Here is a 24,152-nt window from a genome sequence, read left to right as displayed (position 1 = left end):
TTCGCATCGTCTTAAGTGAACCGCTCCCCGCACGGCTCTTGCACTCTTATGGGGCCGAGGGGATGATGAGCCAGACGTTGGGGCGGGCAACTAACCCTCTGGCTTTGCGTTCTGCGACTCGTTTTCGCCGCTTATCAGCATCGGCCTTCTTCCCGCGATATCGAACCGACAAGATCCAGGTCACTCAAAGAACTTCACCGGGCCCTTGATTGCCTTCCAGGCATAATGTCCGCCCGCCATGTAGCGGGCATCGAAACCGGCCTTGCGCAGCGCCGAGGCCGTCTGACAGCCGATGTGGAAGCCGTAGACGCAGAACGTGACGACGGGCTCGGTCTTCGACAGGGTGCCGATCCAGTCGTCGAGACGTTCGGGATCGCGCCATACGGCTCCATCCATGATGTCCTGAGCCTTCGTTGTGTAGTGTTTGGGGCGCGTATCGATGATCTGAACCGGCGTCCCCGACTTCATCATCTCCCGGACTTCCTCCGCGGAAATCGACGGCACGTCGCCAAACTCCTTTTGTTCGAGCGGCCGCGGAGGCGAGACCTTGATGGCATCCTCGTAGCGCTGCTTTACGGCGGGCCAATCGATGTTGCGCATGAAGGCAGCGATGTAGGCGCCGGCGTTCGCGCCGAATTCCAGGTGGAAGGCGTGCTCGTACATATCGAGGGCCAGTATCGGGACGCCGCCAGCGATGCTTTGACTGTGTTCCGAAGCAATCTGATTGATGAGCCGTCCGTCGCGCGGAACGTAGGTCAGCAGCACCCAGCCCGAGCCGCCGGCCAGTGCGGACGCAATGCCGACGAACTCCTGGCGCCAGCGATCGACCGATCCAAAATCCTTTGCGATGGCGCTTGCGAGGTCGTCCGGCACGACGCGTCCGTCGCCGCCGAGGCTGGCAAAATACAATTCGTGCAGAAGCGTCGAGTTGAGCGCGACAATCTCGTCGCGCTTCAGCCGGGCGAGCGACGGGTTGGGAGTGTCACCGAGATCGAGGCGCTCGATCTCCTCGGAGATGGCGTTCAAGCGATTGAGGGCCCCGCCGTAGTTGTTTTCGTAGTGGCTTTCGATGAGGCGTGCGGAGATCCCGTTCAACGTCCAGGGGCGGCAATGAAGCGGTGCGAGTTGGTAGCGCATCGTAATTTTCCTTTGGTCGTCTGGTTTTCCCAGTTAATGAAGGGCTGAGACTTCGAGAGCTTCGAACAGGGTCATGCTGTCGGTATGGGTCCACAAGCCGACCTTCCCAGGTGGGCCCGGAAACCTTCTGTCGATCGCGACAAAAAGCTCCTTGCCGTCGAAAAACACCGTGAGGCGGTCCTCGTTCGCCGCGATACCGAGCGTATGCCGCGCTTCGCCCGACACGTTGACGTCCATGCCTCCGATCGTCTCTCGCCTTCCAGAGGCGACGCGGTACAGGGTGACGTTGTTCTCGAGCGCGTCGGCGCAAACCGCGTAGTAGTCGTCAGGCGACCTGAACCGAACGACCAGGCCGGCCGTTTGTTCGTTCTTGCCTGAATTAGTCAGAAAGCGCGTCGACACGTAGACGTCACGTCCGGAGAAGGGCCGGTAAAAGGCGAACGCCAATCGGTTTTCGTTTGGCTCGGGGCCGGTCTGCGCCAACCCACGACCTGCGTCGTTATCAATGACGGACCATTTGCCAGGGCCGCCGTCGCGTGAGGCGCCAAAATCAAAATCGGCAAGCCGTTCTGCCGTATCGAACGTGACGGCATCGGCCGAAGGACGCGATGCCGTCGGTCCGCACGCAAACAAGAGCATGCTCATAGGTAGGAGACAGGCGAAATAGAGCCTCCTCATGGTTTTGTGCCGCAGAAGGGAGGCGTTGCCGCCTCGGAGTGTTGCTCGTCACCAGCAATTCCCGCTGCGCGCAGCGCAATCAGGAACCCTTCGCGTACTTCATCCTCGTTCCGGTAATAGACGGCGACCGAAGATCCATCGGCTGGATCGTTTCGGCAGGATTCGGGCGGCGGTTCAATATCTGCAGAAGTCCGCTCGGAAGCAGACCGCAGAAGAAAAACACTGGGAGGAATGGGAGGTCTGCTCTGGTCCATGTGCAATTCCTCGACAATTCGAGTTGCACAGTTCTTAGACCGAGGCCTCAAGGGGAGACTGCATTTCCCCTGAGCACGTCTTAGTTCAGCAAATCGAAAAATGCAACAACATCTCGTTCTGTTTCCGGCCGGAGCTCTGCCACAGCAGACCTTGGGGGATGCGCGGGGCGCAAGCGTACCGCTGTCATCCGAAATGGCGGAGCTTCGGAAGCAAAACAAGTGCGAACATGTCATGCAGTTCGCGGCGGTCCTGCCAGCCCTGCGTGCCCGCGTCGCCGCGGACATGAAACTGGGTGCTGGCGATGATCGTGAGCCTTCTGAAGAAGACGCTCATCCGCGTCGGCAACGCCGAGTACGCCGAGAAAAACAAGTCGTAATGGACTCACGACGATGCGACGCAAGCACGTAGCGATCGGGCGTGGCGTGCTGCGCTTCGCCCTTGCGGCACAACTATGGGCCCGATGTCCGCCAGAGGAACGCGGGCGTACTCTGCCTCGCCGCCAGAGTAGCCACTCGTCGTGTGCCAATATCCGAATAGTCCTGCCGTCGTGTATCCGAACTGCTCGGCGGCCATCTTCGCGTTGGGGTTCCATCGCGGACAGCTCCCTTCGGCGAGCTTCGCAACGGCCCCATCTTAGGGGCAAGCTCCGGCCCTGCCGATTGCGAAACTTGCATCATGCTAACCGCCGGGAACGAACCCCAGGAGCGATCTCGATGCTGAGGACGAAGGAAGGACCACGGGCGATTCGCACGCTACGCGGTAGGGCGATCCTCTTGCTGTAGGAGGCCGGCGCCATCCAAAAACGCGAGGAGCATGGCTGGGCGCCGGCGCGTCGAAGTCCGAATGGATAGGTATCCGGAACCCGGTCCGCCGGTGTTTCGGCCCAAGACGCGTTACCGCACGCGTCTCGTCCAGCCAGACGAAGCCATCGAATTGCTGAGTAGCGAAGCCTCGGCGTAATGCAACCGGCCGGTAGATCACGCCGATGAACCGTTCGAGGCGAGGCTCGATCAGCCGGCGCCGAAGCGCTTCGTGACGACGGAATTCAACCAGGCCCCGCTCCACGCCGGCGTCATGAAACAACCGTTCATAGCTGTCCGCGCGGGATGGACGAACGCGCATCACTTCCATCTCGCCGTCCCAATCCGAGGCTGCCGGACGAGCTGCCGCTTTTTGAAATCCGGCTGAGACCGCGCCGCCAGGCATGCAGGTGGCATCTCTGCACAACAGAGGGCCGCGCCCTCATGCAGGGGTCGGAGCGCAGCCGGGCGGCCGCCGGGTACCAGGCGAATCGCGCGCTGTTGCTGATGCTGCTCGCCTCCGCGTCTCGTTTGGCGAAGCTAGAAAATCCCGGCGGGAGCCTCGCGCGCCGAAACCGATCGTCAGCCGATTGACACCTGGCCTGCCGACGGACTCAAGCGAACCACAGCCGGCCGCGAGTTCCGCGCCCAGGCTTAGCGCCGACCACGCGTCGCAGGTCGCGAAGCCATTTCCTGATGAAGTCATTCGAAGCCGGCGGCGGCCCCGGTCGCCGGGATCGGTTAGAAGCCGGAATAATAATCGTTCACCGCTCTCGTCCGTCCGGGGTCCTCCCAATTCCAATCGTTGTCGTTGCCGTATTTCGGCGCTCCCTCCAGCCGTTCTGCGGTGAGATTGGTCCGGTAGCCGCCGAGGCCCGTATCGTACTTCAAGGATTGCCAGGGCAGCGGGTAATGATCGTCGCCGATTCCGAGAAAGCCACCGAAGCTGAGAACCGCATACGACACTTGGCCGCTGACCTTGTCGATCATCACGCGTTCGACGAGCCGATCTTCTGATTGTCGGCGCCGTACACCGCGGTGCCCTCGACCTTATCGCTGCCGATCAGCGTTCCTGTTTCACGCCTTTCCGTTTCCATCGTCTCCTCCTTTTGGCAACATCGATGTGAGATAACGGAGGCTGCCGGATGCTCGTTCCTTCGAGATTGGAGCGCGACAACCCGTCGCCATGGATCTGGAAGATGTTGGCGTGAAAGGTGAGCTTGTCGATGCCGACGAGCTTCTGCAGATCGACGTCCACGGCGAGGTTCAGGCGGCCTTCGTAGATCGTGCCCTGTTTCGATCCTCCGGACGCGTTGCCGAGCACCTCGCCGATGTAGGTCGCCGCGAAATTCACGCCGTAGTTCTGAAAGCGGATTGGCAGAAGACCGAGCGTCTTCTCCTCCATCTGCTCTCCCCTATGTTGGATCGGCCGGCTTGGGGATGGAGATCGCCTGTAGGGATTGGGGCAGCTACTCTGACCACTCGCGGGTGTTCAAGATTCCGAATTCCAAAAGCGAAAAATTGCGCTAGGATCGGGCTTTCCCGCATGGGGCATTTCATGTTCGACACCTCCACTACCGCGCTTTTGCGCGCGGTCCTCGACGAAGTCTGCGAGAGCGTTCCGCGCCGCGAGAACGGAGTGCGCACCCAAGTCGCTGCGAAGATTCTGGAAGCTGCTACGCGCGGAGAGGTGTCGCCCGAAGGTCTCAGGCAGGTCGGGCGCCAAGCTCTCTCGCAAGTCCCGACCATGTGGCGCTGACCGGGCGGGGAGGCGGGGGTGAATTTTCAGGTCACGGTGCTGAATATCCCGGAGAGCTACCCGGACGGATTTGCCGTGATGGCCGACCTCAAGCGCGACATGGCGATCCTGGCGACCAGCGGTCGGGACTGGGCCGACCGCACCAAGCGGCTGGCCGCGCGCGTGCCGGACCTGGCCATCTTTTCGCAAGGCCCGGTCGCGCGCGAGAGCGGCGGCTGGAAGATCACCGTCAAGGGGCGGACGGTGCTGGAATTCATGGAGGCGCGCCCGGTCGCCGACCAGGCGATAGAGGATGTACCGGCCGTAGACGCGCCGCTGCTGCCGCTGCCGCAGCCGGCCGAGCGGTCAAGGCGGCGTCGCGAACGTCGGGAGCGCGCGCGCGATGCGCGTGAACGGGCGCGGGCGAACGCTTCCTCTGCGGAGTGGCGCCGTACAGAATACCTTAAGGATGCGATTCAGGAACTCAAAAAGGTTAAGCACGACGTGCGCGCGCAATACTACCTTATATGTGCGTCAAAGCTCTCCGAGACGTTCGGGTGAGACCTGGTGGCCGCGGTAGTGCAAAAGCTTACAAGCTGGCACGTTCTGCAGATTGACGAGCAAGGATTCGGCATTCGCTTGGCAGAATTCCATAGGTTTCTTTGAAGCGGCGCCCAAAGTGGGTCATGTCGGAAAATCCCCAGCCGTACGCAATATCACTCACAGTTCGATGAAACTGAGTCGCATCTTCAAGCGCATCTCGGCAGCGCCCAAGCCGTCGTGCGATGATCAAGCGCCTGATCGAGGTATCTTGTTCAAAGAACAACTCGTTGGCATATCGCACGCTGATTCCCACCGCATCGGCAACTTCTCGCGCGTCCAGATGAGGATTGGTCAGCCTCGCTTCGATCACCGCCCGAAGACGGGCCAGCAACACCGTCTTCGGGCAGGAGATGCGAACGGCATCACTCTCCATCGTCCTCGCGATTGAAAGGCTAATAAGGTCCACCGCATGGTTTCCCACCATTTCTTCGGTGACCGTGCTCATTTTTCCTGCAAGCGACGGCAGCATTGCCGTCAGCGAGAGTGCCAAGCTGTCATCCACTCGAGCTGGGGTAACGAGCCGCGTAATCAATTCGAGGTTCCTGCCAAGACGGGCTCGCAGCTCTCGCCGCGGGACTTTCAATACGAGAAGCTTGGAGCCGCGAAAAAAAGTACAATCGTAAGAAAGCATTGGATCGACTAGCGTCAGAGTCCCGGCTTCAAGAGTGACCTCCCGCCCGTTCTGCATGATGAAGACTGCGCCCTCAACCTGAAAACATACAAAGAGGCGGTCGGATTCGACTTGGGCGACATGCGTTAGCGTGTGACTTACCCGCATCGGCGAATTATGAAATCGGACAAGTCCTAGATTGCCCAGCGTGCCCAACTCGATGCTCGCATCAAAATTAAGTCGGTCTTCCGGCACCGAATCATGGTCAACGATCTTCTTGCACGCGACGCTATGCCAATAGTCGTACCGCTCGCGCGGATGAACTTGGTCAGTCGAGAAGATCGTTTCCACGAAAGCACTCCTTAACGGTGATGCAGCCGATCAATAGCGCCAGTACGACCGATCGGCTGACATTGGCGGCCATTATGGTCAGTTGTGCCTGATCGGCCGCTTCCCTTTCAAGGGGTGACCACTTCATTGGTACATTAACAAAAGCGCCAACGAAAGTTTTCGCTGATGATGGTGGGAAATGATGAGCGCCAACGATGCGTCACGAGTGAATTCGATTGACGGGAAGTCGGAGACTACTTTGGGTTCCAACTCTGCCCAACGGGCCCCACTAGGCCTCAGCTACAGCAATGAACAATCCGGAACTCGGAGGCAAACTATCGGCTTCCCCGCACTTCGAACGGACCCGAAACGGGTATCGTTCAATCCGCCTCTTTACGCAACGTGCATGTCCCTTGATGAGGCGTGGTCCATGGAGTGCCAGGTTTTGAGCGTTTGGCACAACGGCGCGCGACTCTATGTCGCGAACCCCAAGGAGCTAACCGAGTTCCTCCTCCTATTTACACCGCCGCCGAGGTCCGTGTTACGACGATGCAAGCGGGTCTGGACGCTTGGGACCGAAATTGAGGTTGAATTTCAACGAACGCAACCCAGTTTCGCGCTTCAATCGGAGGGCGATCGATGATGCGTTCACGCGACTCTTCTCTCGATCGACTGCTATCGGTCTCGTGGGAAAAAGCACTCGCCAATGATCTCGCGGCGGAGCTAGAGCAGTTTTCCGGTGAAAAGAGAACCATGGTTGCAGAGGTCCGGCGCTTTATTGCAATCAAGGCTCATCGAGATCTGCTGGATCGACTTCGAAAGGCGCGCGCAGGAAGGACATCGTTTGCGGCCCTCAGGTCAGTCGCAATAGAGATGCGTCAATACGCGGTCGAACGTCCGGCATTTTGGGCAGCAGCGCTTCGCGCGCCTGTGACCGATTGTACGGAATGGCGTTCCGCTGACAACCAAATCCGGGACTTCATGGCAGAACTGTTTGTCGAATGCGGAGTTCACGGTAGCGGCGCGGATGACGCCAGCGGGATGCTAAAAAGTCTTGTGCGCGGCTTCGTTCTGCACGAGATCATGGGATCGTTTTCGCGCGTCTATTCCTACGAGCAGTCATATGAGAAGGCGATTGATGTGTTTATTGCCGGCGTGCAAGCCGTCATGACTTGCCGGTAGAGACCGTTCGGGATCGCGAATACGGTGCCATTTAATGATACGTAAAAATCCAGCTATTGAGTGGTAATTGCGTCACGACGGGAATCGAGATCCTTGGTCGCGAATGCTCGAAGGTGCTCGGACGCCGAACGGTCTTCTTAAATGAGGTCGAATCATGCGTCGACGCGTAACGCGCCGCGCTTGGCTGACCAGCGGCCTTGCATTTGACCTTGCCGCGGCCGCAACGAAATCGCGCTTGGCGCATTGATCGACAGGACAGGGCATTGCCGACCTTCGACGCGAATTCGATGCCGTTGAAGCGGCGGAGGGTCAATCGTCCGCCGTCGGCAACGCGAACCCATTGTCCCAGAAGAGGCGGTCCAAACGAACTCGTCGGCAGGCCGCGCCCGAGACTGCAGATCGGAGGCAACGGCACCCGCGGCGAGTCGGGAGGCGATCAGGGCCAACGACGGACTATCCGCTCTCAAGCCGTTCTGGCTGTGCGTCACGCGACGACGAGGTTCGATCCGACTGAGGCGTAGAAGCGGTGACCCCCAATCCGAGACGGATCTCGACCATCATGCTCTGGGATCGTGCTCTGATTTGCCCTGCGATGATTGGTTGCGGTGACGTACGAACCGCTGTCGCGGACGCGCGATGCTCCACCGGGCGGCCTCGGCGGAAACAGCCTCCCTCACGGATGATTGCGCGTGGCCGCCTTTCGATCGACGTTCATCGTCATTCGAACGCCCGGCCCGGCGTGCTTTGGACGTCGAAGTCAGTTTTCGCGTTTTCTCTCAGAGTCTGGACGATAAGCGCGCCGATCTTTCCCGGAACCGGCCAAACGCCGCCTTCCGGCAGCCCGACGCCCGTCGTCGGCGATGACGACACGTTAGCGGTCCTCACTGTGGCGCACGCATTCGACCGTGATCACGCCGCGGTCGCGGCCACGGAAGGCATATTTGAAGGAGTTGGTCAGAAGCTCGTTCACGACAAGTCCCACTGACAGCGCGGTGTTGACCGAGACCGGCGCGTAGTCCGTTTTCTGATCGAGCCGAATTCCCTCGACGGCGCAGGTGTTCATGACGGCGGCGGCGATCTGGCTCAAATAGTGGCCAAGATCGACTTCGTCTTGGACGGCGCGGAGTGGGACGGCCTCTACGTCGGCCGCCGCAAAGGCGACGATCTCGTCTAGCGGGCAAGGTCGACCACGGCTTCGACAAGGCCGGCGAACTCCGGAGACGGCTGGAGCCGCTCGTCCGGAAACCCCAGCCATACGCCAAGCGGATCGCACACAAGGGCGTCTGGGTCGAGCCAAAGCTGCTGGCCGAGATCGAGTACCGGGCGAAGTCTGCCGCAGGGCAAGTCCGGCACCCGTTCTTCAAGGGGCTGCGCGAGGACCTCTGATTGTGCGGCGGGCTCGACCCGATCGGGGAAAATACAGCCCGCTCCCAAGTTTCATTCTAGGAACTTACCGACGACCTGCGCATTTCTTGGGCAGAACGAGGAGCAAACTGGAGATCGCGATGGCTGAAGGATTGGAACGTGCTCCGGCCGAGGATGTCGAGCCGACGGTAGCCGGTGTTTCCTGGGCGGCGGTGCTGGCGGGCGCGGCAGCCTCCATGGCCTTGACCCTCGTTCTGCTGTCCTTCGGCGCCGGAATGGGCTTCACGGTCGTGTCGCCGTGGGGCAATTCCGGCGTTTCGGCGACGACATTCAAGATCGGTACGGGGCTTTACTTCATCGTGATGGCGATGCTGTCCTCCTCGATCGGCGGCCATCTCGCCGGGCGTCTCCGGACGAAGTGGGTCGGCGTCCACACGACCGAGGTTCAGTTCCGGGACACGGCCCACGGCTTCCTGGCCTGGGCTGTCGCGTCCGTGCTCGGAGCGGTGCTGTTGGCCTCGCCCGCCAGCACACTTCTCGGCCACGCCCTCGGCGGCGCCACTCAGGGCGCGGCAAGCGCGGCGAACTCCGGGCCTATGGCGGGTTACGTCGCCACGCTGCTGCGTCCCAACGATCCGTCCGCACAGGCACAGGGCCAATCCGATCCGCGGCCAGAGATGGTTCGTCTGCTGACCACCGACTTCCGTGCCGGAAGCGATGTGAACGCGAACGACAAGGCCTATATCGCCAAGGTGGTGGCCGCGCGCACCGGCCTCAGCCAGGCCGATGCCGAGAAGCGCGTGAACGACGTCGTCACTCAGGCCAAGTCGGATTTGGATGCCGCCCGAAAGGCAGCGATGCAGTTGGCAATCTGGCTGGCGCTGTCGCTGTTCATCGGGACGTTCTCCGGGACCCTGGCCGCCATGGAAGGCGGCGGAGTTCGGGACGGGACATGGGGCAAGAAGCGCTACGCAACCGTTCAATCATCACTGGCGAGAAACTAAGGAGATATAACCATGCCCATTCTGCTTTGGCTCGTCGGAATTCCGATCCCGCTCATCATCCTGATCATGCTTCTGCGCTGAACGGGATTCGCCACGGGGTCTTCAGCACGTGGCGACCACCTGTTCCGAGGAGCGCCGCACGTCGCTCGGCGCGAGCCGTCAATCCAATTCGGAGGGTACATGGCAAGACCGGGGCCCGAAGCCTGTCCGAGATCACTGCTGCACCCAAGCTTCATCGCCGCCGGGGCAACGCTGCTGATCGCCGGGCTGGCCACCGACATCATGTACTGGGACACATCGAATTGGCAGTGGGCCAACTCGTCAGCGTGGCTGATTGCTGCCGGTCTGGTTCTGGCTCTCATCGCCACGATCGCCCTGATCATCGATTTACTGACGGGCCGTGCGGGACGCATCAATTGGATCTCCTTCTTACTCGTCGCGGCGGCCGCCCTTCTCTCTCTCCTGAATGTTTTCATCCACAGCCGCGACGCCTGGACCTCGGTCGTGCCGCAGGGGATGTCGCTCTCCGGAATCGTGACGATTCTGCTGCTTATGGCCGCCGTCCGCGGTTGGAAGGTGACCGCGGTTCGTACCTTCGCGACGGGAGACAGACCGTGACTCATGCACTGCTCAGAGCCTTGCCGGCCCTTTGCGCCTTGGTCGCGCTGACCGCCTGCGGCGATCAAGGCGGTGATCCCATACGGCAGTACGGGGCAGATCCCTATCTCCCTGAGCCTCAGAACTATCTGTTGCCGCCCATGAGCGTTCCCAAGGAGGTGGGCTGGAAACCGGGGGAGACCCCGACCGTTTCGGGTGGATTAAAAATTCAGGCGATGGCAACAGGGCTGTTGCATCCGCGCATCGTCTACCCTCTGCCGAACGGTGATATCCTGGTCGTCGAAGGTAACAGCCCCGGCACCACACCTTTCCGGCCCAAGGACTTCATCCAAGGCAAGGTGAAGGCGAGAGCCGGAACCGCCGGCAAGGGCGGCAATCGCATCACCCTGCTTCGCGATGCCGACGGCGACGGAAAGCCGGAGGAGCAAACGGTTTTAGTCGACCACCTTCACTCGCCTTACGGCGTGACTTACGTGGACGGCACCCTCTATGTCGCCAACACCGACGCGATCATGGCGTTCAAGTACGCTCTGGGGCAGACTCAAATCAAGGAGCCAGGCTCGAAGCTTGCTGACCTTCCGGCGGGACCAATCGACCACCACTGGACCAAATCGATGGTCGCCAGCGCGGATGGATCCAAGCTCTATGTCGGCGTCGGATCCAACAGCAACATTACCGAAAACGGCCTCGACGTCGAAGAAGGCCGGGCTGCGATCTACGAGGTCGACCGCCTGACCGGTGCCAAGCGCGTTTATGCTTCGGGCACGCGTAACCCAACCAATCTGGCAATCGATCCGGAGACAGGCCGGCTGTTCGCGGTCGTGAACGAGCGGGACGAGATCGGCCCAGACCTAGTCCCGGACTACCTTACCATGGTGCAGGAGGGAGCCTTCTATGGCTGGCCTTACAGCTACTGGGGCGAGCACGTTGATGTCAGAGTCCATCCGCAGAGGCCCGACCTGGTGGCCAAAGCGGTCAAGCCCGACTACGGCCTGAGTTCGCATGTGGCTGCGCTTGGCCTTGTGTTCAGCCAGGGCGAGAAGCTCTCACCCAAATTCAGCAACGGCATCTTCGTCGGGGAGCACGGCAGCTGGGATCGCAGCCCTGTCAACGGCTATCAGGTCATTTTCGTGCCCTTGGTGAACGGTCGACCTGAAGGCAAACCCGTCCCGGTCGTCACCGGATTTCTCGGCGACGACAACGGAACGGTGCGAGGGCGACCCGTGGGCGTAGGGCTTGACCGCACGGGCGCACTGCTGGTCGCCGACGATACTGGCAACGCGGTGTGGCGCATCAGTTCGGAGAAGTCGGCGCAGTAGCCAGCCGAGTCTCTCATGCAGCGAGATCCGCGTGGCGACGCTAAGGGATCTTTTTGCAATTGATCTTCTTTCGCGCCGTAACCTAACCCTTCAAGACCGCGTCGTTGACACCTCGTTGTTACGACGGCGTTGGTGAAGGTTTCGCCTTCCTGCAATGTGATCGAAGTGCAGGTTGACGAACGACAACCACAAGACGGTGTCGATGGCCATGGCCACGAACCGTGCATCGATCGCTTCGCGCGAGAATGAGCGCCGGAATGAATAGTTGATCGTGCGGCCGCGCGCGCCATCATGGCTATTGGGAACGACAGATGGCGGTATCTGTTGTGCCGGGCGCCGTACCGTCCTACGTCCTGGAGAGACAGCACGCAGCGCGGCTTCCAGATATCGAGATAGGGCCTTATGACTAATCGGCTGCGCTACGGTACCCCGGCCAAAGTGCTCCATTGGCTCGTCGTGGCCCTGCTGGCCGTTCAGTTTTCGCTTGGTTGGCTTATGCCGGACGTTCATGCGGGTCCGCCGGGCAGGGCCATGACGCTCCATATCTCATTGGGTCTGACCATCCTCGCGTTGATCTTGTTACGGCTTGTCTGGCGTATCACCCATCCGGTGGCGCCGGAGAGTTCACTTCCGCCGTGGCAGCGAGTGTCCTCAGAGGCAGTGCATTGGCTGCTTTATGTCCTGGTTCTCGCTGCAACCATGACAGGGTGGCTGTTCACATCGTTCCGGGGCTGGTCGGTCTCCTATTTCAATCTCATCCCGCTACCGATGCTGGCCGGGAAAAACCCGGTCGCGATCCATCAGATCGACGGCTGGCATCAGATTGCGGAGTGGGCGTTGCTGATCGCAATCGGCGTTCATGTGGCCGCAGCCTTCGCCCACATTTTCATTTACCGAGACGGCGTCATGCAACGAATGCTGCCAAGTCGTCGGTGACCTCTCTTGTTGGCCCTTGGCTGACCTCAGCCGGGCGCGTTGCGAGGTCTCCTTTCGAGAGGTGAGCTGACACCGTCGTGCTGGTTATTGGGCAGCTCTCGACCGAAACGCGCCCCGCTTCCGCTGCCCAGGTCCGACGTCGCAACCGCCTCAGCCGAACTGCTGCTCTCGAGGATGCGGGCGAAGGTGGACGATCTTTGCCGAGAGCGGGACGTGCTCCGGGTAGCGTCGACCACGTGACCGACGCCGCGCTCGGGGCATCTTCCGGCGCCTTGACTCGCCGGCGCCGGACGTACTCAATTCCTGTGATCGGTGATGTTGCTGGGGTGCGTCATGGAGCAACAATTATCCGGGTCTCGCCCATCGGGTCTTGACCCTCGCCGAGAAGGCCAACTCGTTCACCATGCGGCGCCTGCTGGAGCTCGAAACGGTACGATGACAAGGGTCCCTCTGGATCCGGAGCGACCGACCGACCGCTGCCTGCGCCACGCACGCCGCCATCGACCTTCTCCCGACCAGGCGAGAGATGCGGCCCGAGCTGGTTGTCGCGGTCGGTAGGCTCGCGCTCGCCGGGGGCCGAAGAAGCCCCGGCGGCAACCTGGATAGATTACTTCTGCCCGGACGGAGCTTGCGCGTTCGAGTTGTTCGGCTTGTTGCCGTTCTGCTTGTTAGCCTCATGATGGCCCACCGCGCAGCCCGCCACCGCGCCGAGCTTGCCATGGCCCGCCATGTGGCCGGCAACACCACCGACGATCGCGCCCTTGATGCACCCCTTCGCTTGCACCGGCGAGGCCAACGCCAGTGACAGCAGGCAGACAGCCGCAAAGATGGTCTTCATGATCTCTCCTCCGAAAATTCGACGCTCGCGATGGTCAAGTCGCGAAGTGAATGGCCGTTCCGCGGCCATTGTTCGTGTAGATCCATTTTGCTGCTGGTCTCACGTCACCCGCTCGGCTGGGCCTGATAAGCTCGGACGCCGCAAACGCCCGAGCTCATGCTGAGCGCACCGCGAGCATCTGAACTCGAGCTCGACACCGGGTGAAAGGTTTTTCGGCAGGTTTGCGGCCATCGGCAGGCGCCGCAGTTCGGGCACTTAACCAGCAAGGTATCGGTTTCAAGCATCGTCGGCGTTCTCGGCCGCCCCGCTGGACAACCGCGCCTAATCGGCGACGTTCCTGCGTGCTGCGAGACCTAGGAAAAGCTGCCGCGAAGAGCACGGACCGATGTTGCCCCGGCTCACTGAACGGTGGCGGCGCTCAGATGAGAGGAGCGCGCTGCTCAGGACCTTGTAACGTTCGGTAGTCCGTCTACGATCCCCAAATGACAGAGCAGAAAGCTTGCCCGAAATGCGAGAAGACGATGGAGCTGGGCTTCATTCCCAGCCTGGGGCGTGGGCAATTGCTCTGGTTTGCGGGAGTGCCGCCCGCCACGTACCGCGAGTCGTTCATGTTCGGCAGGAAGGCGCTTACGTGACGACCTATCGGTGCTCGGCCTGCGGCTATCTGGAATCGTATGCGGAGGGATGATCGCCCGACGCTAAATTGAGCCCTTCATGGAAACGATTGCTACATCTACCGCCCTTGTGCTCGCGATGCTCGTGGCGCTGGGGTTCTATTTTCGCTTGAGAATAACAGGCCTGCAGCGGCGACTGGTCTCGCTGGAAAGAGTTGAAGCAAAGCTCGATTTGCTACTGAAGCACGGGGGTCTGAGCTATGAGCCGCTGGGTGGTTCGACGGAAATAGAGGACGCGCTCAAAGCCGGCGAGAAGGTCCGCGCAGTTTCACCTTTCCGGGCAGCGATGATCTTACGGTGCGCAAGGTCAAGGCGCCGCGGCTGGTGCCATCCGTCGCGGGCCGGCCGAAGCTGGGCGTCCCCCGAGAGAACATCCTGCAGCTTCTGCCCGAAGCCGTTGCTCCGTCTAAAGAACAACTCGCAGAATATTGGACCTGGGTCTGGAAGAAGGCGCTGCCGCACCTTGGGCATCGTCCGCTCAAGCTGGTGCGTCACGTGCACGGCACGACCTTCTATCACAAGGGGCTGCTGCCGAAGGACATTCCGGCCACCGTGCACCAGCTCCACATTCAGAAGCGCGAGGGCGGCCAAGGCACTCGCCTGTGGGTCGACAGCCTCGATGGCCTCCTTGGTCTCGTCGAGATCGGCGCTGTCGAGCTGCACCCTTGGAATGCGACAGCCGAGGACTTCGAACATGCCGACCGCATCGTGATCGATCTCGATCCCGGAGAGGGCGTCGATTGGGACGCCGTCGTGGAGACCGCGCTCGATCTGCGAGCGCTGATGAAGCGCGCGGGTTTCGAGACCTGGCCCAAGCTCACCGGCGGCAAAGGTATTCACCTGATGGCCCCAGTGGATCGGCCGGTGCTGCACGACAGGGCGCACTGGGTCGCGCATCAGCTGGTCTCCGCCCTCGCAGCGCGCCATCCAGACCGCTACCTCCTGTCTGCTCACATTCCCCGCGAGCCCGAGAGGGATTTCCGATCGCAGCGCCCGTGACCTGGAAGCGCATCGAGAGCGGGATCGCGCCGGACGCCTTCACCATCGAGAACCCGTTTCGGGTGAAGAGGAGACAGCCGTCATGAACGACGCATTCGACCAGTGGATCGAATGGATCCACAAGCCGCCGGGCGACCGGACCGGGCTTTCGTCCGACGTGCACGCGAGCGTAATGCTCCTGCCGGAAGAGGACCGCACCGACCGACAAAAGGTCAACGCTGCGGTTTCGCATTGGGCCAAGTTACGCAGGACGGGACGGACTGTCTGGATCTATCTTGACGACTTCAATGAGGGAGAGCGGCGGAACGTCGGCGATCCCGAGTGGCTGAAAGTGTTCGCATCCGCGGATGCCGCCGACAGATGGTTCGACAAGCACGATCCCGAAGGGGTTGCCTGGGAGTACGAAATCGAAGGCGGTCCGCGGCAACAGTCCGTCTGGATTCTGGTGGCGGACGAGGACTCCAGAGCGATCGGAGACCCCGGAATCATGCTGTTCGCTTCCAAGCGGGCCGCGGAGCAATGGCTTGAGCAGAATGCCCAGAATGGCAAGATCGCGGAATATCCGATCGAGGAATGAGACGTGAGCACATTCGTCGACAGCACCGTCTGGTTCGCGGCAGCAGCGCAGCGCGACCGCAACAACGAGCTCGCCAAGTCAATCCTCTCAAGCACCGAGGGCTGGGTTCTCACCGATCAGGTGCTGGCGGAAACCTGGCAATTGCTCAGAGCGCACTTCGGCGCGAAGGTTGCCGACAAATTCTGGGAGGGACTGCGCGACACGGGCGCTCGCGTTGCAACCCTCACGGCAGACGACCTCAAGGCCGCTTCGCAGATCGGAACCAGTCAAGAGCTTTCCTTTGTCGATCGCACCAGCATCGCCTTCATGGAGCGAAGCAAGATCACCCGCGCCGCAACGTTCAATCCGAAGTTTGCGGAACATCGGTACGGGCGCGATCTCAAGCACCGATTTAACATCATACGGACAGGTCACAGCCCAGCCTTCCGCACGTTGAGGGCAGCGATATTGCAGCGCAGACCGGTTCGATTGAGCTACGGCGGAAGGCAGCAAACCGTCTGTCCCTATATCCTGGGCCACGCCGGCGGCGAGGAGCGAGCATTTGCGCTGGCACTGGATGGCGCTCGGAAGCGAAACAAATCCGAACAGGGCGGATGGATCTGCCTGCTAGTGCCAATGTGCAGGAGATCGAAATCCTGGATCAGCCGTGGACGGAGCAAGCCTACCCTGGGCGTGTTCAACGATGCGTGCCTGGAATCTCGACGAACAGAAGCTGGCATTGTTTTCCAATCGTCGGATGAAGGAGGATATCTCTAGGGGCATAGATCGCTTACTCCGGCCCGATTGTGCCTGATCCTGGCCAGGATGGGGCAGCGGCCCCTCATGGTTGAAAACTGATCCTAGGACGCGCATATCGATCCAGCCGCCGCAAGCCGGGCACTTGATGAAATGTTCGGCCTGAAGAGCGTCGACACGCTCGCCTGTAAACTTGCCTCTCGGTATCTTCATTGTATCGGTTTGGACAGAGCACAAGAGACGGCCCCGGGCTGGGGGGCTGGAGCATTATAGGCCGGGACCGCTCCGCCAGCTCGAAATCGGGGCACGGTTCCTAACGGGGCGACAACGCATCCTGCCCGGGCGCCAGCAGCCGGACGTAGGTCCCGCTCTCGTGCGACTCGAGCCAACCCTTTTCGACAGCGCACCTGATGCCCGCACCGAACTCTGCGCCGCTTCCTTTAAGCGTGTAGAGGAAAGGATAGTTGATCTTCTCGATGTGGATCCGGCCGGCCTGGACCGGCTCGACTCGAAGCCAGCTGGACGAGCTGGCGGGCGGCGGCGTGCGGATCGGCAACAGGGCGTTCGGTGACGTGTTTCATTGCTGGAATCAGGCCGCGAAAATCTCGGTAATCTGCCTGGAGGTGAGCCGGCCGCTACCGAGCCTATCCCGCATCTTGTTCAGAAACCAAACCAGGCGATGCGTCGGTTCACACTGGCGGACCCACATGCTAGCTTTGATTCCTAAGCGACCGGTGCCCGCCGGTCTAGAATCATCTTCAGACCACTCCCGCCGGTTCACGCTGGCGGGATCTTCTTTTCACGGCGGCTGTGGCGGGAGAGCAACGTCACAATTGTTCCGCTATGCGGAACAGGTTTTTGGACTCCAATTGCTGACAGCAAGTCGCCACACTCAAGACGCGCCGGGGCTGGTAATTTGATTCCGAAACCATTTTTCCCGGATGGCCGCTGCGCCAATGCAGCGGCCTTTGCGCGTGTTCGCGATAAAGCCAACAAACTGTCGCAATGTGCGCGGTTTCCGGCGGATGCGGAAGCCCGGGTGTGTGCGCGCCGCGGCCCGTAAATACGCCGGCGGCCCTAGCACTCCCGGCGCTCTAATCCGCAATTGGATCGGCTGCCGGGAGCATGGGGGCTGGAAAGCGAGCCATGCCATGTTCGCTCTCTAGGTGCAATCGTCTGAACAGCGAATTCCGGTACTTGTACGGAGTCCATTTTCGGAACGGGGCGTTCTACCGTCGGAACACCGGAAGATTCGAAAACCAGCTTCTGATTTGTCCGGGATGGCCGCAGTGGGGCTGGAGGGTGCTTCAGTCCCTATGCACCTCGGGAGGGCGGCGCCGCGGCTTTCGACGAGCGCAAGTCCATGTTCCGGGACTTCATTCATGAAAAGATCAGTGCCCTTTGCACGAATTTGACCGAAGACAATATCGTTGGCAGTGCCTTCCTGAGTCCTGTCGATGCCGAGCGCTATACGCCGACGTTCCAGCACGGTGACGTCGGCGGCGTCAGCAAGGGCTTCTATCAGATCGGCGGTCACCGGCCGACGCCGGAGCTGTCGCAATATGCCGTGCCGGGCGCCGAGGGTCTCTACCTCGCAGGAACATTCATGCATCCACCCGGCGGCATCACCGGTGGCGGGCGTGCGACTGCGATCCGGATATGTCGTGATCTCGGCATCGAATTCGATGATTTGTGTGAGGGGCAAGGATGAAATTCTATACGCTCGACAAGAACCTGCTGATCGAGGTGCGATCGATCAAGCCGCACGCTGAGGGATTGATCATCGAAGGTGAGATTATGGGAACTATGCCGATGAAGGCGATGCTCCAGCAAAGTGAGTTGTGCGCAGCATTCAAGCTGGTGTCCTGGGCGGTTGTACGCAGAACGTTCACAATGCTAATCGGAGCTTCGCGGGCCGCGCAAAGGTCTGATAGGGGCGCCGGAAGCAAAAATTGCGCACAGCTCCTTAGTCGCAGATGACCTGGCATCGAGGAAGGTGAGACCTTAATCCGCTGCCACCGGCGGGATCGGCAGCGCCGTAATCGATTTGATCTTCTCCATCGCAAAGCGCGAGGTGACGTTCTTGAGCGGCGCGGCGTGGATCAGCTCCTTGTAGAACACGTCATAGCTCTGCATATCGGGGATCACGACGCGCAGCATGTAGTCGACGTCGCCGGCCATCCGGTAAAATTCCATCACCTCGGGCATGGCGCGGACCGCATCGGCGAAGCGCTTCAGCCAGGCATCCGAGTGGTCGGCGCTTTCCGCCGAGACGAACACCGAAAGGCCAAGCCCGATCTTGTTCTGGTCGACCGGCGCAACCCGTCTCAGGATCACGCTGTCGGCCTCGAGGCGCTGGATGCGCTTCCAGCACGGCGCCGAGGAAAGGCCGACCCGCTCGCCGATTTCCGCAACTGAGAGCGAAGCGTCCTCCTGGAGAACCACCAAAATCTTGCGATCGATGGCGTCGAGACGGCGGCCAGTACGCGAGCTGCAACGCAGCGTTGGTCATGTCAGAAACCTCAGTGTGACGGAAAAGTCAGACGCGCGGCGAGTGCCTTTCGTCAGCCGCGAGGTCCGAACAGGAAAATCTCGTAGAGATCGTCCTGCCTGTTGTCCGGGCCGCCTGTCCGCGGCCGCAACGAGCGCTGGAACCATCCGCGTGCCTGTTCGAGCGAACGAGCGAAGCTTGAACGGAGTGAAATGACGTAGCTCATGTTCACTCCGGACAACGGTGTGAGGCGAGAACTCGACAAGGCTATCACGGCAGGGACGGCGTTGAACATTGCTACCCGCAAGGGCCAATTTGATTGAATCGTGCTGAGGTTTTCGTGCGCGCGGGCAGGAAATTCCAATGCGCCCGGTTGCGAGGGACGATTTTGATGTCGCCTGCGAGGCCAAAAGCTTCAAAGACATAGTCTAGTTGATCGTCAGCAGGGCGAGCACGTCGGCGTGCCGCATGCGCGGCGCGGAACCGAGGTTCGACGGCCTGCGACAGGATTCCGACGCTGGATAGAGCATCGGCACGCCCATGCTTCCGGACACGACATAAGGCAGGGCCTGGTTGGCTCGCCCATGCAGGTGCGCGCCAATGCCGAGCGCGAACAGGAAAGTGATCACCGGAATTGGCCGCAGGATGAAGGCCTCGCGGATGCGCGCTACGTAAATCTTTCCCGCTGCAGACGTCAGCACTGGAATGAAGCCGGTCCGGAATTCAAACGAGCCTCTCAATTCGCCAGACCTACCGCGCGCGTTGGACCTCGGCGCGTGAACGATTGACGTCTGTCAGCGTGCTTCAACGCTTCTGGCATTATCCAGCTTTCAGATTCCCACGTGGAGTTCAGATGATGTCAGATGCCGCGATTCATGTCATCCCCAGCGCCAATTTCGAGGGCTGGATCGTACGAACCGACGCAGGCAGTGAAGTCGCTCATTGTGCTACGCGCGAAGAGGCGGAGCTGGTCGCCCAGCAGATCGCGCAAGAACGGGCGGTCGACCTTGTCATTCATCTTCCTGACGGAAGAATCACTCGAAAAAGCGTCGCAAAAGGATGGCTATCCAAGCTATTCGGCGAATGATCTTTGCGATCGCCGCGGCTCACGCGCTCACGGCTGCGACATGCTCTTGGATCCATGTCATGAACTGCGGCAAGATCATGAGTCCCGATCTGCGGGCGTTTTTGGCGCTCGGTTACTCCGACCAGGCGCTGCGAGACGGTTTGTGGCATTTGCCGCTCCTGAGCACCGCGTCTACTTAGGAAGAGACATGCAGGCGGCTGGTTCATCGCGTCCGAGGGGGACGTTTGATTGACGCTGCCGCCCTGTAGCGATCATTTCACGTTTGTCGGAAACCGTTGCGCTTTGACGGTCGTCAATTTCGCGTGCGCCAACTTGCGATAAACTGATCTCTGATTGAGAGGTGAGCAATGGCGATCTTCTGCCGACATCTGGCGACAATCCGCGACGTTGTTCCGAGCGCACCTGGCTGTGAGGAATGCTTGAAGACGGGCTCACAGTGGGTGCATCTGCGTATCTGCAGAAGGTGCGGGCATGTCGGCTGCTGCGATGAATCGCCCAATCGGCACGCGACCAAGCATTTTCGCGCGACCGGACATCCCATCATCGAGGCGTATGATCCGCCAGAGGGCTGGGGCTGGTGCTACGTCGACGAGGCCATGTTTGATCTTTCGGACCGGCCGACGCCGCATCTCGGACCGATCCCCCGGTACTATTGAGCCGCAGGCGCGCGCCGAGCGCGAGGCAGCCACCGCGCTCACCGCAACGCCGATGGACGCAGGCTTTCGGTTGTTCGCCGCGATCCTGCGCCAGCGAGGGGTCGTCGCGCGGGCGGAGATAATTGTGTCTTGATACTTCTTTGAGGGTACGCGGACCAATTTGAGCGCGCGCCGGCCGAGCTCTTTTCCGTTCTGCATTTTTCGTTCAACTTGCCAAGCGACGACAAGCACCAACGCGGTCTGCTCCCAAGATCGGTGCTCTGATCTCGGAAATTGTCCGGGCAATCGTTGACGAACGCCAATGCGCGAGCGGAGCACGCGGGTAGCATCTCCATGGCGATGGGCTAGATGGACTAAGTGTACGTAAACTGCGCTTTTCGGGTTGGATACTCAATTCGTCATGCAAACAAAGTGGAGATCTGCGATGAAGAAGGCTCTGATCACGCTCGCCACTGGAACGTCTTTTGCGCTTGCCGCAATTGCGAGTTCGTCATCGGCGCAAGCTCACTGGAGGCACCATAGTTTCCCGGTTGCTCCTGTGGTGGGCGGGCTCGCGGCAGGGGCTCTGATTGGCGCTGCGCTCGCGGCACCAAGGCCGTATTACGCTTATGAGCCCGTCTTCTACGGACCGCATTGTATCGTCAGACGCGAACGGGTCTGGGATGGATGGGCTTGGCGATTTCGCAGCGTAGAGGACTGCTACTGAGCTTTGCCTAGGAGCGGGTGCGCCGGAGAAAATCTACGGCTCAGCAAGTCTGATCGTTATGGGCGGCTATGGCCAGGCCCGGATACGCGAGTTCATTCTCGGCGATGTTACCCGTGACATGTTGAAGTCGATGACCGTTCCGGTGTTCATGTCGCATTGATCATCCAGTTTCTGGATCTGTGTCGGGAGTCCGCAGCATGCGGCCTGGTCTTTACGCCTTCGCTGTCGCCGCCGCCTTTCTTGGGGCGACGTTCTATATCGGGGTAGTCGAGCAGCCAGCCCGTCTGAAGCTTGGCGGCCGCGCGATGTTAAAGGAATGGACGTTTAGCTTTCGTCGCGGCACAGCTCACGCTGTCCGTCCTCGCGGTCGCGTCCGCAGTCCTCGCTTCCATTCAATTCAGACTTGATGGCGACGTGCGCTGGATCATCGGCGGCATCACGATCCTGGCGAGCTGGCCATATGCATATTTCGTGATGATGCCGATGAACATTTGGCTCTGCGCCATGCCACCTGGACAGGTGATCTCCCCTGTCCGCAAGCTGATGCGGGATTGGGGATTGCTGGAATGGGGGCCCACGTTGATCGGTTTCGCTGCCTGTTGCTCGTTCGCCTGGGTGCTTGAACTGCCGGCTCATTGACGTTCGTCAGCTTCGCAGGCGAAGTTTGTGGCACGGCTATACAGGAGGTCTTCCGCTGGTGAGATGAGACAACCATGCTTCACATCACCGACGTACTGTGTCCCGCCTTATATGCCCACGTCGCGTCTCGGTACGGACGCCCAGGTCGGTCGATCGTCCTATTTCTGAGGATCTTGCCGGGGAGCGCTGGCGCAGCTGGGGGCTGGAACCGATAGGAGGGACATTGCCGTTTTCGAGCAGCGCTTCGATCCCTCGCGGGTGCTGTTGCGCCCAGCTCCGGATCGAGGCGGGGCGCGCCTGCCCGTTGGGAGGGAAACGGCAGGCGCGTCCCGCAAGCCGCCTGGGGACTTCAAGCGGCTTGTCTGGTTTCTTCCTTACCTTCCTTGACCTCGATTTTCTTCGGTTCGGGTTTGGCCGGCTTGGGAATCGAGATTTTCAGGACCCCGTTTGACATGGTCGCCTGCACGCTCGACGGGTCGATTCCCGGCGGAAGCTGCAGCACGCGCAAGAACACGCCGTAGCTGCGCTCGCTGTGCTGGACGTTCTTGTCCGTCTTGTCGTCCTCGATTTTCTTCTCGCCGCGAATGGTGAGCAAGTCGTCGTCGATCGATATCTCGACGTCCTTGCGTTCGAGGCCAGGCATTTCAGCGCTGACCTCAATCGACCTATCGTTTTCCGAGACCTCGATCTTCGGGACAAGCTGCGCGCCGTTTTGGCCAATGCCCTGGGCGACTTCATTGAACAACCTGTCTATCTCGCGATGCAGGCCGAACAAACCGAAATCGGGCTGCATCAGCGCGCCGGGTTCTCGAAACGGGACCAGTGATCTCAACCTCATGGGGGCTCTCCTATTCGTTTGGGCGACTTGTGGTTTGCTTGCGATATGAGTCCCGCGGACAGCGCGCGGGCAATGGCTTAGTAGGGGCTGACCACGATGCGATCGTCGACCGTAGTGACGCCCGGTGCCGACCAGGCAACGCGCTCCGCTTCCTCGCGTTCGATCCAGGAGCGAACGGTGCCTTTCAGGACTACCTCGCCGCCATTCGCTTCGACGGAAATATGGTCCGCATCAACCTCCGCATTCCGCTTGAAGGCGTCCATGATCTTGCGCTTGATTTCCGTCGGCTCAAGATTGGGCTTCACGGTGATGACGTTGGTCACGCCCTTGACGCCGTTGATCTTCCGCACCGCGTTTTCAGCGGCCGTCTTTTGATATTGCCACTCGACAGCGCCTTCCAATGTGATCCACCCGTCCTTGACGACAGCCTTGATCTTCTCATGGGAGATCGGCAACTCCTGCTTCAGCGCCGCGACCGCATCTCGCGCGATATCCGGATCGGGGCGCTGATCTATCGAAGGCAGCCGAACCTCAATGTCATTCGCCACAGCCTTGACGCCGGCCACGCGCTTTACTGCCGACTCCGCTTCAAGCCTGTCGGCATAGCTATGGGTGAAGCCCGTGAGGGTCACCACGCCATCCTTGACCGAAACGGCGATATCGGAGGCGTCGAGATCTGGATCCCATTTCAACTCGTCGCGGACATCACGTTCGATTTCGCTGTCGGATTTCATTTTCGCCGTCTCCTTGTTGCTTCAATTGCGCGTCGGCTGACCAAATTACCGATCGCCCCAGTTTAGAAATGGGAACTGTCGAAGCCATGACGACCGTCAACTTCTGTACTTCGTTTCTTCCCCGCATCGATCATGCTTAGTGCACAAGCTACACTAAGGGCACTCCCGCGGCGTTCATCGCCGCGCCCGGTGTCCGTCGCAGCGAATGGAACGGACACTCTGTGCTTCTTCCACTCAGAGAACGCTTCCGGTCCCGCGCGAGTTCTGGCTGCAGGCGCGGCGCACCGCATTGTTGGCAATTCCACTAGCCAAAACGCAAATCAAAATCGGTCCCAAGCGCAACGGACATAATCAACTTGTTGTCGAAGACGAGGTAGGACGGGGTGCCTACTGCCAACACCAGCCAAATTCTCGTCTGATTGCGATGCGGAGGGAATAGCTCCGCACGTCCAGTGCGGCGCTGACTATTGTCAATTTGGATTGTTTATCCGTTCGCGCCGGTGGCGGAGGAGTGCGGATGCGCTTGATCATCTTTGTCTCCGCGCGGGCTTTGCTCGGCCCCTCACGCCTGAGAGCGTTAGGTATTATTACTTACGCAGATTT

General features: G+C 60.4%; 28 protein-coding genes and 7 pseudogenes. 18 read left to right on the top strand and 17 right to left on the bottom strand.

Annotated features, from left to right (window positions below; genetic code table 11):
• Positions 1–180 precede the first annotated feature (180 nt).
• The 8 genes and pseudogenes from IVB19_RS27895 to IVB19_RS27860 all read right to left on the bottom strand — a co-directional run.
• Positions 181–1,137: a Fe-Mn family superoxide dismutase gene (locus IVB19_RS27895; RefSeq protein WP_247820287.1), complete on the bottom strand. Its 957-nt coding sequence runs from the start codon at positions 1,135–1,137 to the stop codon at positions 181–183.
• Between the two features lie 33 nt (positions 1,138–1,170).
• Positions 1,171–1,782 (bottom strand): hypothetical protein, encoded by a 612-nt coding sequence (locus tag IVB19_RS27890; RefSeq protein ID WP_247820285.1) that lies wholly within the window; start codon positions 1,780–1,782, stop codon positions 1,171–1,173.
• Positions 1,783–1,811: 29 nt separating this feature from the next.
• The gene (locus IVB19_RS27885) at positions 1,812–2,069 is read right to left on the bottom strand and encodes a hypothetical protein (protein WP_247820284.1); all 258 of its coding nucleotides are present in this window, start codon (positions 2,067–2,069) and stop codon (positions 1,812–1,814) included.
• Positions 2,070–2,253: 184 nt separating this feature from the next.
• The gene (locus IVB19_RS27880; RefSeq protein ID WP_247820282.1) at positions 2,254–2,403 is read right to left on the bottom strand and encodes a hypothetical protein; all 150 of its coding nucleotides are present in this window, start codon (positions 2,401–2,403) and stop codon (positions 2,254–2,256) included.
• 102 nt (positions 2,404–2,505) lie between these two features.
• Positions 2,506–2,670, bottom strand: a pseudogene (locus IVB19_RS27875) (glutathione-dependent formaldehyde dehydrogenase); the annotation flags it as partial.
• Positions 2,671–2,748: 78 nt separating this feature from the next.
• Positions 2,749–3,192 (bottom strand): erythromycin esterase family protein, encoded by a 444-nt coding sequence (locus tag IVB19_RS40780; protein WP_524536770.1) that lies wholly within the window; start codon positions 3,190–3,192, stop codon positions 2,749–2,751.
• A gap of 419 nt (positions 3,193–3,611) precedes the next feature.
• A pseudogene (locus IVB19_RS27865) lies at positions 3,612–3,967 on the bottom strand (PRC-barrel domain-containing protein).
• A 62-nt stretch (positions 3,968–4,029) separates the two neighbouring features.
• Positions 4,030–4,306: pseudogene (locus IVB19_RS27860) on the bottom strand (carbohydrate porin); the annotation flags it as partial.
• 122 nt (positions 4,307–4,428) lie between these two features.
• Between IVB19_RS27860 and IVB19_RS27855 the strand changes: the two are divergent.
• The gene (locus IVB19_RS27855; protein ID WP_247820281.1) at positions 4,429–4,629 is read left to right on the top strand and encodes a hypothetical protein; all 201 of its coding nucleotides are present in this window, start codon (positions 4,429–4,431) and stop codon (positions 4,627–4,629) included.
• A gap of 18 nt (positions 4,630–4,647) precedes the next feature.
• A pseudogene (locus IVB19_RS27850) lies at positions 4,648–5,043 on the top strand (hypothetical protein); the annotation flags it as partial.
• Positions 5,044–5,197: 154 nt separating this feature from the next.
• Here the strand turns inward: IVB19_RS27850 and IVB19_RS27845 are convergent.
• Positions 5,198–6,172: an AraC-like ligand-binding domain-containing protein gene (locus IVB19_RS27845; RefSeq protein WP_247820279.1), complete on the bottom strand. Its 975-nt coding sequence runs from the start codon at positions 6,170–6,172 to the stop codon at positions 5,198–5,200.
• 618 nt (positions 6,173–6,790) lie between these two features.
• On the opposite strand from IVB19_RS27845, the gene IVB19_RS27840 reads away from it, so the two are divergent.
• Positions 6,791–7,333: a TetR-like C-terminal domain-containing protein gene (locus IVB19_RS27840; RefSeq protein WP_247820277.1), complete on the top strand. Its 543-nt coding sequence runs from the start codon at positions 6,791–6,793 to the stop codon at positions 7,331–7,333.
• Positions 7,334–8,204: 871 nt separating this feature from the next.
• Here IVB19_RS27840 and IVB19_RS40500 read toward each other — a convergent pair.
• Positions 8,205–8,420 carry an ATP-binding protein gene (locus tag IVB19_RS40500; RefSeq protein WP_346283631.1) on the bottom strand — a complete coding sequence of 72 codons (216 nt, stop codon included), beginning with the start codon at positions 8,418–8,420 and terminating at the stop codon, positions 8,205–8,207.
• Positions 8,421–8,438: 18 nt separating this feature from the next.
• Here IVB19_RS40500 and IVB19_RS27830 point away from each other — a divergent pair.
• The 5 genes and pseudogenes from IVB19_RS27830 to IVB19_RS27810 form a co-directional block, all read left to right on the top strand.
• Positions 8,439–8,719: pseudogene (locus IVB19_RS27830) on the top strand (ATP dependent DNA ligase); the annotation flags it as partial.
• 119 nt (positions 8,720–8,838) lie between these two features.
• Positions 8,839–9,702, top strand: coding sequence for a hypothetical protein (locus tag IVB19_RS27825; protein WP_247820276.1), 864 nt, complete (start codon positions 8,839–8,841; stop codon positions 9,700–9,702).
• Positions 9,703–9,882: 180 nt separating this feature from the next.
• A complete protein-coding gene (locus tag IVB19_RS27820; RefSeq protein WP_247820275.1) occupies positions 9,883–10,320 on the top strand; it encodes a DUF2231 domain-containing protein in 438 nt (145 codons plus the stop codon).
• Positions 10,317–11,639, top strand: coding sequence for a PQQ-dependent sugar dehydrogenase (locus tag IVB19_RS27815; protein ID WP_247820273.1), 1,323 nt, complete (start codon positions 10,317–10,319; stop codon positions 11,637–11,639). Before IVB19_RS27820 ends, IVB19_RS27815 begins: the two co-directional genes overlap by 4 nt.
• Positions 11,640–12,041: 402 nt before the next feature.
• A complete protein-coding gene (locus tag IVB19_RS27810) occupies positions 12,042–12,575 on the top strand; it encodes a cytochrome b (protein ID WP_247820271.1) in 534 nt (177 codons plus the stop codon).
• Positions 12,576–13,182: 607 nt separating this feature from the next.
• Here IVB19_RS27810 and IVB19_RS27805 read toward each other — a convergent pair.
• Positions 13,183–13,413, bottom strand: a complete 231-nt coding sequence (locus IVB19_RS27805) for a hypothetical protein (protein ID WP_247820270.1) — start codon at positions 13,411–13,413, stop codon at positions 13,183–13,185.
• Between the two features lie 482 nt (positions 13,414–13,895).
• Here IVB19_RS27805 and IVB19_RS27800 point away from each other — a divergent pair, with 482 nt between their 5' ends.
• The 4 genes and pseudogenes from IVB19_RS27800 to IVB19_RS27785 all read left to right on the top strand — a co-directional run bounded on the left by IVB19_RS27800 (position 13,896) and on the right by IVB19_RS27785 (position 16,419).
• A complete protein-coding gene (locus IVB19_RS27800) occupies positions 13,896–14,048 on the top strand; it encodes a hypothetical protein (RefSeq protein WP_247820269.1) in 153 nt (50 codons plus the stop codon).
• A 363-nt stretch (positions 14,049–14,411) separates the two neighbouring features.
• Positions 14,412–15,172, top strand: a pseudogene (gene ligD / locus IVB19_RS27795) (non-homologous end-joining DNA ligase LigD); the annotation flags it as partial.
• A complete protein-coding gene (locus IVB19_RS27790; protein ID WP_247820268.1) occupies positions 15,169–15,663 on the top strand; it encodes a hypothetical protein in 495 nt (164 codons plus the stop codon). The pseudogene ligD and the gene IVB19_RS27790, both read left to right, overlap by 4 nt.
• A 3-nt stretch (positions 15,664–15,666) precedes the next feature.
• Positions 15,667–16,419, top strand: a complete 753-nt coding sequence (locus IVB19_RS27785; RefSeq protein ID WP_247820266.1) for a PIN domain-containing protein — start codon at positions 15,667–15,669, stop codon at positions 16,417–16,419.
• Positions 16,420–16,711: 292 nt separating this feature from the next.
• On the opposite strand, the pseudogene IVB19_RS27780 reads toward IVB19_RS27785, so the two are convergent.
• A pseudogene (locus IVB19_RS27780) lies at positions 16,712–16,979 on the bottom strand (hypothetical protein).
• Positions 16,980–17,761: 782 nt separating this feature from the next.
• On the opposite strand from IVB19_RS27780, the gene IVB19_RS27775 reads away from it, so the two are divergent.
• Together IVB19_RS27775 and IVB19_RS27770 are read left to right on the top strand one after the other, a co-directional pair.
• Positions 17,762–18,109, top strand: coding sequence for a hypothetical protein (locus tag IVB19_RS27775; RefSeq protein ID WP_247820262.1), 348 nt, complete (start codon positions 17,762–17,764; stop codon positions 18,107–18,109).
• Positions 18,106–18,378 (top strand): hypothetical protein, encoded by a 273-nt coding sequence (locus IVB19_RS27770; RefSeq protein ID WP_247820260.1) that lies wholly within the window; start codon positions 18,106–18,108, stop codon positions 18,376–18,378. The genes IVB19_RS27775 and IVB19_RS27770 overlap by 4 nt, the downstream gene beginning before the upstream one ends.
• Before the next feature lie 24 nt (positions 18,379–18,402).
• Here the strand turns inward: IVB19_RS27770 and IVB19_RS27765 are convergent, their stop codons facing one another.
• From IVB19_RS27765 to IVB19_RS27755, 3 genes are all read right to left on the bottom strand, one after another.
• The gene (locus IVB19_RS27765) at positions 18,403–18,900 is read right to left on the bottom strand and encodes an Lrp/AsnC family transcriptional regulator (protein WP_247821718.1); all 498 of its coding nucleotides are present in this window, start codon (positions 18,898–18,900) and stop codon (positions 18,403–18,405) included.
• A 62-nt stretch (positions 18,901–18,962) separates the two neighbouring features.
• Positions 18,963–19,115 carry a hypothetical protein gene (locus tag IVB19_RS27760; protein ID WP_247820258.1) on the bottom strand — a complete coding sequence of 51 codons (153 nt, stop codon included), beginning with the start codon at positions 19,113–19,115 and terminating at the stop codon, positions 18,963–18,965.
• A 202-nt stretch (positions 19,116–19,317) separates the two neighbouring features.
• Positions 19,318–19,590, bottom strand: coding sequence for a hypothetical protein (locus tag IVB19_RS27755; protein ID WP_247820257.1), 273 nt, complete (start codon positions 19,588–19,590; stop codon positions 19,318–19,320).
• Between the two features lie 152 nt (positions 19,591–19,742).
• Between IVB19_RS27755 and IVB19_RS27750 the strand changes: the two genes are divergently transcribed.
• The 4 genes from IVB19_RS27750 to IVB19_RS27735 all read left to right on the top strand — a co-directional run bounded on the left by IVB19_RS27750 (position 19,743) and on the right by IVB19_RS27735 (position 21,977).
• A complete protein-coding gene (locus IVB19_RS27750) occupies positions 19,743–19,976 on the top strand; it encodes a DUF2188 domain-containing protein (protein WP_247820255.1) in 234 nt (77 codons plus the stop codon).
• A 347-nt stretch (positions 19,977–20,323) separates the two neighbouring features.
• Entirely contained in the window at positions 20,324–20,632 is a 309-nt protein-coding gene (locus IVB19_RS27745; RefSeq protein ID WP_247820253.1) for a UBP-type zinc finger domain-containing protein, read from the top strand.
• Positions 20,633–21,369: 737 nt separating this feature from the next.
• A complete protein-coding gene (locus tag IVB19_RS27740; protein WP_524536769.1) occupies positions 21,370–21,498 on the top strand; it encodes a universal stress protein in 129 nt (42 codons plus the stop codon).
• Between the two features lie 191 nt (positions 21,499–21,689).
• Positions 21,690–21,977, top strand: coding sequence for a hypothetical protein (locus tag IVB19_RS27735; RefSeq protein ID WP_346283664.1), 288 nt, complete (start codon positions 21,690–21,692; stop codon positions 21,975–21,977).
• 349 nt (positions 21,978–22,326) lie between these two features.
• Here IVB19_RS27735 and IVB19_RS27730 read toward each other — a convergent pair whose 3' ends face one another.
• Positions 22,327–22,770: an Hsp20/alpha crystallin family protein gene (locus tag IVB19_RS27730; protein WP_247820250.1), complete on the bottom strand. Its 444-nt coding sequence runs from the start codon at positions 22,768–22,770 to the stop codon at positions 22,327–22,329.
• A 122-nt stretch (positions 22,771–22,892) separates the two neighbouring features.
• Complete coding sequence (locus IVB19_RS27725; RefSeq protein ID WP_247820249.1) at positions 22,893–23,549, bottom strand: BON domain-containing protein; 657 nt, start codon at positions 23,547–23,549, stop codon at positions 22,893–22,895.
• Positions 23,550–24,152: the final 603 nt, after the last annotated feature.

This window comes from Bradyrhizobium sp. 187, assembly GCF_023101005.1.
Lineage (GTDB): Bacteria > Pseudomonadota > Alphaproteobacteria > Rhizobiales > Xanthobacteraceae > Bradyrhizobium > Bradyrhizobium canariense_D.
The sequence above is the reverse complement of the archived record's forward strand: the minus strand, read 5'-3'. Positions and strand labels throughout refer to the sequence as shown.